The 12,245-nt window shown below is 58.6% G+C and carries 14 protein-coding genes; 9 read left to right on the top strand and 5 right to left on the bottom strand.

Annotated elements, in window-relative coordinates; genetic code table 11:
* Positions 1-67 precede the first annotated feature (67 nt).
* Positions 68-799 (top strand): 23S rRNA (guanosine(2251)-2'-O)-methyltransferase RlmB, encoded by a 732-nt coding sequence (rlmB, locus tag IB144_RS23820; RefSeq protein ID WP_002885669.1) that lies wholly within the window; start codon positions 68-70, stop codon positions 797-799.
* A gap of 125 nt (positions 800-924) precedes the next feature.
* Positions 925-2,562: an isovaleryl-CoA dehydrogenase gene (locus IB144_RS23815; RefSeq protein ID WP_004177700.1), complete on the top strand. Its 1,638-nt coding sequence runs from the start codon at positions 925-927 to the stop codon at positions 2,560-2,562.
* On the opposite strand, the gene yjfN is transcribed toward IB144_RS23815, so the two are convergent.
* Positions 2,553-2,828: a DUF1471 family protease activator YjfN gene (yjfN, locus tag IB144_RS23810; RefSeq protein ID WP_002885673.1), complete on the bottom strand. Its 276-nt coding sequence runs from the start codon at positions 2,826-2,828 to the stop codon at positions 2,553-2,555. The two genes, IB144_RS23815 and yjfN, sit on opposite strands and share 10 nt — an antisense overlap.
* 137 nt (positions 2,829-2,965) lie before the next feature.
* A complete protein-coding gene (bsmA, locus tag IB144_RS23805) occupies positions 2,966-3,274 on the bottom strand; it encodes a biofilm peroxide resistance protein BsmA (RefSeq protein WP_002885674.1) in 309 nt (102 codons plus the stop codon).
* 209 nt (positions 3,275-3,483) lie between these two features.
* Here bsmA and yjfP point away from each other — a divergent pair, with 209 nt between their 5' ends.
* Complete coding sequence (gene yjfP, locus IB144_RS23800; RefSeq protein ID WP_032418160.1) at positions 3,484-4,200, top strand: esterase; 717 nt, start codon at positions 3,484-3,486, stop codon at positions 4,198-4,200.
* On the opposite strand, the gene ulaR is transcribed toward yjfP, so the two are convergent.
* Together ulaR and ulaG are read right to left on the bottom strand one after the other, a co-directional pair.
* Entirely contained in the window at positions 4,197-4,952 is a 756-nt protein-coding gene (ulaR, locus tag IB144_RS23795) for an HTH-type transcriptional regulator UlaR (RefSeq protein ID WP_004186641.1), read from the bottom strand. The genes yjfP and ulaR overlap by 4 nt on opposite strands.
* A gap of 107 nt (positions 4,953-5,059) precedes the next feature.
* Positions 5,060-6,124, bottom strand: coding sequence for an L-ascorbate 6-phosphate lactonase (ulaG, locus tag IB144_RS23790; RefSeq protein ID WP_008807182.1), 1,065 nt, complete (start codon positions 6,122-6,124; stop codon positions 5,060-5,062).
* A gap of 362 nt (positions 6,125-6,486) precedes the next feature.
* On the opposite strand from ulaG, the gene ulaA reads away from it, so the two are divergent.
* Genes ulaA through IB144_RS23760 form a run of 6 tightly spaced genes read left to right on the top strand, consistent with a single transcriptional unit; the run spans position 6,487 to position 10,896 of the window.
* Positions 6,487-7,887 carry a PTS ascorbate transporter subunit IIC gene (ulaA, locus tag IB144_RS23785; protein ID WP_002885681.1) on the top strand — a complete coding sequence of 467 codons (1,401 nt, stop codon included), beginning with the start codon at positions 6,487-6,489 and terminating at the stop codon, positions 7,885-7,887.
* Positions 7,888-7,899: 12 nt separating this feature from the next.
* A complete protein-coding gene (gene ulaB / locus IB144_RS23780) occupies positions 7,900-8,205 on the top strand; it encodes a PTS ascorbate transporter subunit IIB (RefSeq protein WP_002885682.1) in 306 nt (101 codons plus the stop codon).
* A 9-nt stretch (positions 8,206-8,214) separates the two neighbouring features.
* The gene (ulaC, locus tag IB144_RS23775; RefSeq protein WP_002885683.1) at positions 8,215-8,682 is read left to right on the top strand and encodes a PTS ascorbate transporter subunit IIA; all 468 of its coding nucleotides are present in this window, start codon (positions 8,215-8,217) and stop codon (positions 8,680-8,682) included.
* Between the two features lie 13 nt (positions 8,683-8,695).
* Positions 8,696-9,346, top strand: a complete 651-nt coding sequence (gene ulaD, locus IB144_RS23770; protein WP_002885684.1) for a 3-keto-L-gulonate-6-phosphate decarboxylase UlaD — start codon at positions 8,696-8,698, stop codon at positions 9,344-9,346.
* 9 nt (positions 9,347-9,355) lie between these two features.
* A complete protein-coding gene (locus IB144_RS23765) occupies positions 9,356-10,210 on the top strand; it encodes an L-ribulose-5-phosphate 3-epimerase (RefSeq protein ID WP_004210671.1) in 855 nt (284 codons plus the stop codon).
* Positions 10,210-10,896, top strand: a complete 687-nt coding sequence (locus IB144_RS23760) for an L-ribulose-5-phosphate 4-epimerase (RefSeq protein ID WP_002885687.1) — start codon at positions 10,210-10,212, stop codon at positions 10,894-10,896. The genes IB144_RS23765 and IB144_RS23760 overlap by 1 nt, the downstream gene beginning before the upstream one ends.
* A 63-nt stretch (positions 10,897-10,959) precedes the next feature.
* On the opposite strand, the gene IB144_RS23755 is transcribed toward IB144_RS23760, so the two are convergent.
* Entirely contained in the window at positions 10,960-12,153 is a 1,194-nt protein-coding gene (locus IB144_RS23755; protein ID WP_004177693.1) for an MFS transporter, read from the bottom strand.
* Positions 12,154-12,245: the final 92 nt, after the last annotated feature.

Here is a 12,245-nt window from a genome sequence, read left to right as displayed (position 1 = left end):
CCCTGAAGTCTGCTGACGCAGGATGGGGTGAAGGGGGCAGATAACAGAACCTAAAACGAGTACATCAATGAGTGAAATGATTTACGGCATCCATGCGGTGCAGGCACTGCTGGAGCGCGCACCTGAGCGTTTTCAGGAAGTTTATATTCTGAAAGGCCGTGAGGATAAGCGCTTGCTGCCGCTGATCCATGCCCTGGAAGCGCAGGGCGTGGTGATTCAGCTGGCCAACCGTCAGTTTCTTGATGAGAAGAGCGAAGGCGCTGTGCACCAGGGGATCATTGCCCGCGTGAAGCCGGGGCGTCAGTATCAGGAGAACGATCTGCCGGATCTGCTGGCGCAGCTCGATCAACCGTTCCTGCTGATCCTCGACGGCGTAACCGATCCGCACAACCTCGGCGCCTGCCTGCGTAGCGCTGACGCCGCCGGCGTGCATGCGGTGATCGTGCCAAAAGATCGTTCCGCTCAGTTGAATGCGACGGCGAAGAAAGTGGCCTGCGGCGCGGCGGAGAACGTCCCGCTGATCCGCGTCACCAACCTGGCGCGCACCATGCGTCTGCTGCAGGAAGAGAACGTCTGGATCGTCGGAACCGCAGGGGAAGCCGACCATACGCTGTTCCAGAGCAAAATGACCGGCCCGATGGCGCTGGTGATGGGCGCGGAAGGCGAAGGCATGCGTCGTCTGACCCGCGAACACTGTGATGAATTGATCAGCATCCCGATGGCGGGCAGCGTCTCCTCGCTGAACGTCTCGGTGGCTACCGGCATCTGTCTGTTTGAAGCAGTACGCCAGCGCAGCTAAGCTGAACCATCGACGAATCAAAAAAAGCCATCCTCCGGGATGGCTTTTTTGTGACCGCTCTCGCGGGCGAGTATCCCTCCGGATAACCATACTTATGGCTATCGCCATTGATGGAGGGAGACACGATGCACTGGCAAACGCACACCGTTTTTAATCAACCCACCCCGCTGAATAACAGCAATCTGTTTCTGTCCGATACCGCTCTGCGTGAAGCAGTGGTCCGCGAAGGCGCCGGCTGGGATGGCGATCTGCTCGCCAGCATTGGCCAGCAGCTGGGGACAGCCGAATCGCTGGAGCTGGGACGCCTGGCCAACAGCAATCCGCCGGAGCTGCTGCGCTATGACGCCACCGGCGCCCGGCTGGACGACGTGCGCTTTCATCCCGCCTGGCACCTGCTGATGCAGGGGCTGTGCGCGAACCGGGTACATAACCTCGCCTGGCAGGAGGATGCCCGCGAAGGCGCGTTTGTCGCCCGCGCCGCCCGCTTTCTGCTCCATGCCCAGGTGGAGGCCGGGACGTTGTGCCCGATTACCATGACCTTCGCCGCGACGCCCCTGCTGCAGCACGCCCTGCCCGCGCCCTTTCGCGACTGGCTGTCGCCGCTGCTGAGCGACCGTTACGATCCGCACCTTGCGCCTGGCGGCCAGAAGCGCGGCCTGCTGATCGGCATGGGGATGACCGAGAAGCAAGGGGGGTCTGATGTGCTGAGCAATACCACTCGCGCGGAGAAAACGGCGGAAGGGTTTTACCGACTGGTGGGACACAAGTGGTTCTTCTCGGTGCCGCAGAGCGATGCTCACCTGGTGCTGGCTCAGGCTCCGGCGGGGCTCTCATGCTTCTTTGTGCCGCGTCTGCTGCCCGACGGGCAGCGTAACGGCGTGCGTCTTGAACGCTTAAAAGAGAAGCTCGGCAACCGCTCCAACGCCAGTAGCGAAGTGGAGTTTTATGAGGCCTGCGGCTGGCTGGTGGGCGACGAAGGCGACGGCGTGCGGCAGATCCTCAGGATGGGCGGCCTGACCCGCTTTGACTGCGCGCTGGGCAGCCATGCCCTGATGCGTCGCGCCTTCTCGGTGGCGCTGTATCACGCGCTACAGCGTCAGGCGTTTGGCAAAAACCTGGTCGAACAGCCGATGATGCGCCAGCTGCTGGGGCAAATGGCGCTCCGTCTGGAGGGGCAGACCGCGTTTCTGTTTCGCCTGGCGCGGGCCTGGGACCATCGGGATGATGCCCGGGAAAGCGCCTGGGCGCGCCTGTTTACGCCTGCGGCCAAGTTTGCCATCTGTAAGGCCGGTATCCCGTTTGTCGCCGAGGCGATGGAAGTGCTGGGCGGCATCGGCTATTGCGAGGAGAGCGAACTCCCGCGCCTCTACCGTGAGATGCCGGTCAACAGCATCTGGGAAGGCTCCGGCAATATTATGTGCCTCGATGTGATGCGGGTGCTGAGCAAGCAGCCGGCGGCGATGGAGCTGCTGGCCGCGGAGTGTGCGGAGGTGAAAGGGCAGAACCGCCATCTCGACCGCGCATGGCGTCAGCTGCAGCAACTGCTGAAACGACCCGCCGAAGAGCAGGGGAGAGAGATTGCCCGGCTGGTCTATCGTCTTGGCGCGGGGGCGCAGATGCTGCGCCATGCTTCGCCGCCGCTGGCCGAAGCCTGGTGCCGGATGATGCTCGACACCCGCGGCGGCATACGTCTTGACGCGCCGACCCTCGACGACCTGCTGCTGCGGGCTATGGGGCGCGGGCGCCAGGCGCCTCAGGCGTAGAGAATGGCCTGCACGCGCCAGCTGTCCGGCTGTTGTTCCTCGTACATCTGAATAATGCGATACCAGGAGGCGCCTTGCTCGTCTGCTTTGCGGGCAATGGCGTGCTCTACATCCTGTTGGCTACCGGAAAGATTAGTGACGGAGATCAGACCGATTTCATTCAGGCCAGTGACGCAATCCGCGCTGGCGAATTCGGCTGACTGCGCGGACGTATTGGCCGTCGCAGCGGTTAACAGCAGGCTGGATAGGGTAAAAGATCGTTTCATCGTCAGCTCCATTTCACGTAGTCCCAAGGGCAGTCCGTTGCTAACGTCCTGCCAGGTGGCTGGCCGAACGTTATTATGCACAGGAGAACGTGAATGGACGCAAAGCTGTGTAAAGCAGATTTAAAGACGCCGCCTCGTTATCGACGATAGAGGATCGCCTGCGAATACCACTGGCCGGGTACCATGGTGTCATCGATCATGATGATGACGTAGTAATCGGCTTTGGCCGCTTCTGCTTTGGCCTTCAGCGCCGCTTCGACATCCATCGGCGAACCGTACATCAGTACGCTTACCGTGGCCATTTTCTGCAGGCCAGCAGTCTGGTAGCGCTGGATCTCCTGCGGATGGTCGGTGGCGGGCGGCGGGGCTTCCGGCGTTCCCTGCAGGGCGCTACACCCGCTGAGGACGATAGCCAGTAACCACGGTGAAAACCTGCGCATAACCATATCTCGTTTCCTGATAGTGATAGTGTAGTGGTAGCCTTAACAGGATTGCCGGGGAATGTTCCCGAACTGTTATCTCTGACGCGATTTTCGAATGAAAATGTTGTGAAAGCGTAACCGGGCTCTCAACATTATGAATCGTAGCAAACTGGGTTGCCTGGTGAATGAATTTTCCCATGACGCCTAACCACGATAGAGAAGGAAGACGATAAATGATTGCACTAGAAATGCGCAACCTCGGCGGTGGTGAAATTTTACATGCCTGTCCGCAGGAGAGTCTGGATAAGCCCTTGCCCTGTATCGTCTTTTATCATGGCTTTACCTCGTCGAAGCTGGTCTACAGCTACTTTGCGGTGGCGCTGGCCGAGGTCGGATTCCGGGTGATCATGCCGGACGCGCCGGAGCATGGGGCGCGCTATCAGGGCGATGAGGCCGGGCGGATGCAGCGCTTCTGGCCGATTCTGCAGCAGAATTTCAGGGAGTTTCCTGCGCTGCGCGAGGCGATAATCGCTGAAGGATGGCTGGAAGGGGAGCGGCTGGCGGTGGCGGGCGCTTCGATGGGGGGAATGACGGCGTTGGGCATCATGACGCATCACCCCGAGCTGAACAGCGTCGCCTGTCTGATGGGGTCGGGCTATTTTCGTTCCCTGTCGCAAACCCTGTTTCCCTCGCCTGGCTTTGATGCTGACAGTCTCCGCGAATGGGATGTCAGCCATCAGCTGGCGTCCCTTGCCCGGCGACCGCTGCTGCTCTGGCATGGCGATGCCGATGACGTGGTGCCGCCGGAAGAAACCTTTCGACTAGAACAGGCGCTGCGGCAAGGCGATCTTGCCGCCAGGCTGACCTGTGTCTGGCAGAAAGGCGTCCGCCATCGCATTACGCCAGAGGCGCTGGCTACCACGGTCGCCTTTTTTCAGCAGCACCTTTAAACGCGGATTACGCTGACGCCTTGATCCTCAAGCTGTTTGAGGATCGCGGCATCGGCCTGTTTGCCGGTGATCACCACGTCTATTTGTCCGGACTGGCTGAATAGCATCCCGGCGCGCTCGCCGATCTTGCTGCTGTCGACCAGCACCGCCAGTTTGCCGACCACGTTAAGCATTTTTTGCTCGGCCATGGCGGTCAACATATCCGTTTTGTAGAGGCCTTCGGCGGTGAGCCCTTTGCCGCTGGTAAACATCCAGTGTCCGGCATAGAGGCTGTTCTCGCTACCGTGGGGGCTGAGGGTGATGGCGTGGCTGCGGTTGTACTGGCCGCCCATGATAATCACGCTGTCATGCTCCTGGTCGATCAGGTAGTTAGCCAGCGGCAGATAGTTGGTGATGATCTGCACCGGTTTGCCGCACAGTTCCCGACCCAACAGAAAGGCGGTGGAGCCGCAGTTAATGACGATGCTCTCACCCGGCGCGATCAGTTGCGAAGCGGCGCGTGCAATACGCACTTTTTCATCCAGATTTTGCGCCTGGTGGATGTTCATCGGCGTCCAGCGGGGGCGCTGTTCGCTAATGGCTTCCGCGCCATTACGAACCTTTTTCAGTTTGCCGCTTTCATCCAGCTTGTTGATATCACGTCGGGCGGTAGCGGGTGAGATCCCGAGCCGCGACATCACCTGCTCCACGGTAACAAACCCCGTTTGGGCGAGCAGATCCAGCAGAATTTGGTGCCTTTGCGCTTCCGTCATGAGCGAATCCGATTAAAAGTGAACGGCAAAGATGATATTTGAAATCATGTGAAAATACTAACCCTGCGGCGGGGTATTTCCGGCAGGCAGGGCCTGCCGGCGGCGACTTACAGGAAGGATTTGAAAGGCAGATCCGGCTCAATGGTGAAGCAATCGTCGAAACCGCGCGGGTAGTGATATTCGAAATTGTCTTTATCCAGCGGCCAGGTAAATTTGCCGCCGACCTGCCAGATAAACGGCTTGAAGCCGTACTTCAGACGATCCTTTTTCATCTCCCACAGAACGCGGATCTCCTGCGGATCGGCCTGAAAGTTTGACCAGATATCATGGTGGAACGGGATCACAACTTTGGCGTTGAGCGACTCTGCCATGCGCAGGATATCGGCGCTGGTCATTTTGTCGGTGATCCCGCGCGGGTTCTCGCCATACGAGCCGAGGGCGACGTCAATCTGATGCTCGTTGCCATGCTTCGCGTAGTAGTTGGAGTAGTGGGAATCGCCGCTGTGGTACAGGTTGCCGCCCGGTGTTTTAAACAGGTAGTTGACCGCGCGCTGGTCCATGCCGTCCGGCAGTACGCCAGCGGCTTTTTGGTCCGCCGGGAGGGTGATCAGCGCGGTGCGATCGAACGCATCGAGCGCATGGATCTCAATGTCTTTGATCTTCACGACATCGCCAGGTTTCATGACGATACAGCGCGCTTTCGGCACGCCCCAACCGATCCACAGGTCGACGCAGGTTTTCGGGCCGATAAACGGCACATCGGCCGGGCAGTTCTGCATGACGGCGGCGGCGACGTTGACGTCAATATGATCGTTGTGATCGTGGGTCGCGAGGACCGCGTCAATCTGGCGAATGGCGAACGGATCCAGCACGAACGGCGTGGTGCGCAGGTTAGGCTGTAATTTTTTCACGCCTGCCATCCGCTGCATCTGGTGGCCGGTTTTCATCAGCGGATTGCCGTGGCTCTGTTTGCCAGTGCCGCACCAGAAATCGACGCAGACGTTAGCCCCGCCTTCGGATTTTAACCAGATACCGGTACAGCCGAGCCACCACATGGCGAAGGTGCCGGGCGCAACCTGCTCCTGCTCAATCTCTTCATTCAGCCAGCTGCCCCATTCCGGAAAGGTGTTCAGGATCCATGATTCACGGGTGATGGTCTGTACTTTACTCATCGTGCTCTTCCTCGTATTTTCAATAGTAATCAAATTTTGATTGGTTTTGATTTATGTTGTCACTGGATTTTCAAGATTGCAATCTTGTTTTCCATCAATTTTACGAAGAGATGCGCATCATCTCTCAGGGGGTCCAGCATCCATAAAGGTTGTGCTTTGTTTTATCTATATGATTTGAAAATGTTTAATTATGTTTCGGCGCTACTGATCGGCAATAGTCACAATGAAATAGAGGATTATTGCGGCGCGCGTCACATTTAATCAAATTCAATCTTGTTGTGATTATTTTTGATTATTAGAGTGGGCAGCGAGAAATGCTGAGCGTAAGGCGCGTTCAGCGCCTTCACCATCGGGAGTGTGTTATGGCAATCCTCTACAACATCTTTACCGTTTTCTTTAATCAGGTGATGACCAATGCCCCGCTGCTGCTGGGTATCGTCACCTGTCTGGGCTATATCCTGCTGCGCAAAAGCGTCAGCGTGATTATTAAAGGCACGATCAAAACCATTATCGGCTTCATGCTGTTACAGGCCGGCTCCGGCATCCTCACCAGCACTTTTAAACCGGTGGTGGCGAAAATGTCAGAGGTGTACGGCATCAACGGCGCGATCTCTGACACCTATGCCTCGATGATGGCGACCATCGACCGGATGGGCGAGGCCTATAGCTGGGTGGGCTATGCGGTGCTGCTGGCGCTGGCGCTCAACATCTGTTACGTCCTGCTGCGCCGGATAACCGGCATCCGCACCATCATGCTGACTGGCCATATCATGTTTCAGCAGGCGGGGCTGATCGCCGTCTCGTTCTTTATCTTTGGTTACGGAATGTGGACGACCATCATCTGTACCGCCGTGCTGGTCTCCCTGTACTGGGGTATCACCTCCAACATGATGTTCAAGCCGACTCAGCTGGTCACCGACGGCTGCGGCTTCTCCATCGGTCACCAGCAGCAGTTTGCCTCGTGGATTGCCTACAAAGTGGCGCCGTATCTGGGGAAAAAAGAGGAGAGTGTGGAAGACCTCAAGCTGCCAGGCTGGCTCAATATCTTCCACGACAACATCGTTTCCACCGCGATTGTCATGACCATTTTCTTTGGCGCGATCCTGCTTTCCTTTGGTATTGACGTCGTGCAGGCGATGGCGGGGAAAACCCACTGGACGGTCTATATCCTGCAGACCGGTTTCTCCTTCGCGGTGGCCATTTTCATCATTACCCAGGGCGTGCGGATGTTCGTCGCCGAACTGTCCGAAGCCTTCAACGGTATCTCGCAACGCCTGATCCCCGGCGCGGTGCTGGCGATTGACTGCGCCGCGATCTATAGCTTTGCGCCGAATGCGGTGGTGTGGGGCTTTATGTGGGGCACCATCGGCCAGCTGATTGCCGTCGGCATTCTGGTTGGCATTGGCTCTTCAATTCTGATTATTCCGGGCTTTATCCCGATGTTCTTCTCCAACGCGACGATTGGTGTCTTTGCCAACCACTTCGGCGGCTGGCGCGCGGCGCTCAAAATCTGCCTGGTGATGGGCATGGTTGAAATTTTCGGTTGCGTGTGGGCGGTGAAGCTCACCGGTATGAGCGCCTGGATGGGAATGGCGGACTGGTCGATTCTGGCGCCGCCGATGATGCAGGGCTTCGCCTCCATCGGGCTGGCGTTTATGGCCGTCATCATCCTGATTGCTCTCGCTTATATGTTCTTCGCTGGCCGCGCGCTGCGCGCCGAAGAAGACGCGGAAAAACAACTGGCAGAGGCCTCTGCCCAATAAGGAGTTCTGATTATGACCGTACGTATTCTGGCTGTGTGTGGTAACGGGCAAGGCAGTTCCATGATCATGAAAATGAAAGTGGATCAGTTCCTGACGCAATCCAATATCGACCACACGGTGAACAGCTGCGCGGTGGGTGAATACAAAAGCGAACTAAACGGCGCGGATATCATCATCGCTTCAACCCATATCGCGGGGGAGATTACCGTCTCCGGCAATAAACACGTGGTGGGGGTGCGTAATATGCTTTCCCCCGCGGATTTCGGGCCAAAGCTGCTGGAGGTGATTAAAGCTCATTTCCCGCAGGACGTGAAATAAGGAGCGGCCATGAAACTCCATGAATCACTGGCGCAGAATCACTCCATTCGCCTGCAGGCGGAAGCGGAAACCTGGCAGGAGGCGGTGAAAATCGGCGTCGATCTGCTGGTGGCCGCCGACGTGGTGGAACCGCGCTACTACCAGGCAATTCTCGACGGCGTCGCGCAGCACGGCCCCTATTTTGTGATCGCTCCGGGATTAGCCATGCCGCACGGGCGGCCGGAAGAGGGCGTCAAAAAAACCGGCTTTGCGCTGGTCACGCTAAAGAAACCGCTGATTTTCAACCACGAAGATAACGACCCGGTCGACATCCTGATCACCATGGCGGCGGTTGACGCCACCACCCACCAGGAAGTGGGCATCATGCAGATCGTTAACCTGTTTGATGACGAAGCCAATTTCGACCGTTTACGCGCCTGCCGCAGTGAGCAGGAAGTGCTGGATTTAATCAAAAACGCCACCGCGGCGGCTGTTTAAAAGGAACACTATCATGTCATTACCTATGTTACAGGTCGCCCTCGACAACCAAACGCTGGCCAGCGCTTATGAAACAACCCGTCTGATCGCCGAAGAGGTAGATATCATTGAAGTCGGCACTATCCTCTGCGTCGGTGAAGGTGTACGCGCGGTGCGCGATCTGAAAGCGCTGTATCCGCATAAAATCGTGCTGGCGGACGCCAAAATTGCCGATGCCGGCAAGATCCTGTCGCGGATGTGCTTCGAAGCCAACGCCGACTGGGTCACGGTGATCTGCTGCGCCGATATCAACACCGCCAAAGGGGCGCTGGATGTCGCCAAAGAGTTCAACGGCGATGTGCAAATTGAGCTGACCGGCTTCTGGACCTGGGAGCAGGCGCAGGCGTGGCGCGAGGCGGGTATTCAGCAGGTGGTCTATCACCGCAGCCGCGACGCGCAGGCGGCAGGCGTGGCGTGGAGTGAGGCGGATATCAGCGCGATTAAGCGTCTGTCTGATATGGGCTTCAAAGTGACCGTCACCGGCGGGCTGGCGCTGGAAGACCTGCCGCTGTTTGCCGGGATCCCTGTTCACGTCTTTATTGCCGGACGCAGCATCCGCGATGCCGCCTCGCCGGTGGAAGCGGCGCGCCAGTTTAAACGCTCTATCGCCCAGCTGTGGGGTTAAGGAGCGACTATGTTGGCGAAATCCATTCCGCTCGGCATCTATGAAAAAGCGCTCCCCGCCGGGGAGTGCTGGCTGGAGCGGCTAAAGCTTGCAAAAGCGCTGGGCTTTGATTTCGTTGAGATGTCTCTCGATGAAACGGACGCCCGCCTTGCGCGGCTGGACTGGAGCCCGGAGCAGCGTCTGGCGCTGGTCAAGGCGGTGGCTGAAACCGGCGTCCGGGTGCCGTCGATGTGCCTTAGCGCCCATCGCCGTTTTCCGCTGGGTAGTGAAGACGACGCGGTGCGGCATCAGGGGCTGGAAATTATGCGTAAAGCTATTCAGCTGGCGCAGGATGTGGGGATTCGGGTGATCCAGCTGGCAGGCTACGACGTCTATTACCAGCAGGCGAACGATGAGACGCGCCGCCGCTTTCGCGACGGCCTGAAACAGAGCGTCGAGATGGCCAGCCGAGCCCAGGTAACCCTGGCGATGGAGATCATGGACTACCCGCTGATGAACTCGATCAGTAAAGCGCTGGGCTATGCCCATTACCTGAATAATCCGTGGTTCCAGCTTTACCCGGATATCGGCAATCTGTCGGCGTGGGATAACGACGTCCAGATGGAGCTGAAGGCGGGGAGCGGGCATATCGTGGCGGTACACGTCAAAGACACGAAGCCCGGCGTCTTTAAAAACGTGCCGTTCGGCGAAGGGGTGGTCGATTTTGAACGCTGCTTCGAAACGCTCAAGCAGACCGGCTACTGCGGACCGTACCTGATTGAGATGTGGAGCGAAACCAGCGCTGACCCGCTGGCGGAGGTGGCGAAGGCGCGTGACTGGGTGAAGGCGCGGATGGCCCGCGCGGGTCTGATGGAGGCGGCATAATGCAACAGCTGAAACAGCAGGTGTTCGAGGCCAATATGGATCTGCCGCGCTACGGCCTGGTGACCTTTACCTGGGGTAACGTTAGCGCCATTGATCGGCAGCGTGGGCTGGTGGTGATTAAGCCCAGCGGCATCGCCTACGAGTCAATGACCGTCGATGACATGTCGGTGGTTGATCTGCAGGGGCACGTGGTGGAAGGGCGCTGGCGTCCCTCCTCTGATACCGCCACCCATCTGGCGCTCTATCGCCGTTATCCCGACCTTGGCGGGGTGGTGCATACCCATTCGACGCACGCTACCGCCTGGGCGCAGGCGGGGCTGGCGATCCCGGCGCTCGGCACCACCCATGCGGACTACTTCTTCGGCGATATTCCCTGCACCCGGGCGCTTAGCGCACAGGAGGTGGACGAGGCCTACGAGCTGAACACCGGGCAGGTGATTATCGAAACGCTGGGTGAGGCCAATCCGCTGCATACGCCGGGGATCGTCGTCTATCAGCACGGGCCATTTGCCTGGGGCAAAGACGCCCACGAGGCGGTACACAACGCGGTGGTGATGGAAGAGGTGGCGCGCATGGCGTGGATTGCCCGCGGCATTAATCCGCAGTTGCAGCCCATCGATAGCTGGCTGATGAATAAGCATTTTCAGCGTAAGCATGGGCCAAACGCTTACTATGGGCAAAAGTAGATAGCGCGCTCCGGGGCTTTCACCCCTCACGGTGAAGCAACTGGTCTGGCCCCGGAGCCGTTTTTAATCCTGACGATAGGCCGACGGCATCACGCGCATGCCGATGAGCGTGACCACGCAAATTATCGCCCCGGCGTAAAACGTCGAGGCGGCGCCGAAGGTTTCCCACAGTACCCCCGCGCCGGTGCTGGCCAGCAGCAGAGCCAGGCCACTCATCAGATTAAACATACCGAACGCCGTGCCGCGTAGCTCCGGTGGCGCCGTATGGGCGACCATCGCCGCCAGCAGGCCCTGGGTCATTCCCATATGAATCCCCCACAGCGCGACGCCGATCAGCAGCGTGCTCCAGTGGCCGCTGAGCGCCAGCACGATATCGGCGAGGATCAGCACCAGCAGCCCCCACTGCAGCAGTTTGCTGTGGCTCATGCTGTCTGAGAGTTTACCGAACGGGTAAGCCGTGAGGCTGTAGACCAGGTTCATCGCCACCATCACCAGCGGGATGGTATAGAGCGGGATCTCCATCTGCTGGGCGCGCAGCACCAGAAAGGCTTCGCTGAAGCGGGCGAGAGTGAAAATGCTGCCGATCGCGACCACCCACCAGTAGGCGGCGGAGAGCTTTTTCAGGTTTTCGCGCTTCAGCGGATTGCTGCGTTTGTGCGCGATGGCGGATTTTGGCTCCTGTAGGCCGAATCCGAGCAGGAGAATGGAGAGCACGGCGGGAATGACCGCCACCCAGAAAATAGCGTGAAAATCGTTGGCCCAGATAAACATCAGCAGCACCGCCAGCAGCGGGCCGAGAAAGGCGCCGACGGTATCCAGCGCCTGGCGTAGTCCGTAGGCGGCGCCGCGGATCTCCGGCGGGGTGACGTCGGCGACCAGCGCATCGCGCGGCGCGCCGCGAATACCTTTGCCTACGCGGTCAATCATGCGGGCGCTAAACACCACCCCGGCGGTAGGGGCGATGGCAAACAGCGGCTTACTGAGCGCGCCCAGGCCGTAGCCCAGCAGCGCCAGTCCTTTACGCTTGCCGACATAGTCGCTGATTGCGCCGGAGAAGACCTTCAGGATCAGGGCGGTGGCTTCCGCCAGTCCCTCGATAAGACCGATAATTATCACGCTGGCGCCGAGGGTAGTGGCCATAAACAGCGGTAGGAGGCTATGGATCATCTCGGAGGAGACATCCATCAGCAGGCTGACGCCGCCGAGTACCCAAACGCCTTTGGGGATACGGCCTAAGGTGGCGAAACGCGGAACCATCAATCACTCCTGATTATCAAATGGCGAGTGGCTGATTAAATCAGGTTGCGATGACGCTGGTAAGTCGGTTTGTAAAATAATTCTCAATTGCG

This window comes from Klebsiella sp. K4, from assembly GCF_014596785.2.
In the GTDB taxonomy this organism is placed as follows: Bacteria; Pseudomonadota; Gammaproteobacteria; order Enterobacterales; family Enterobacteriaceae; genus Klebsiella; species Klebsiella pneumoniae.
This window is presented reverse-complemented; position numbering and strand designations above follow the sequence as displayed.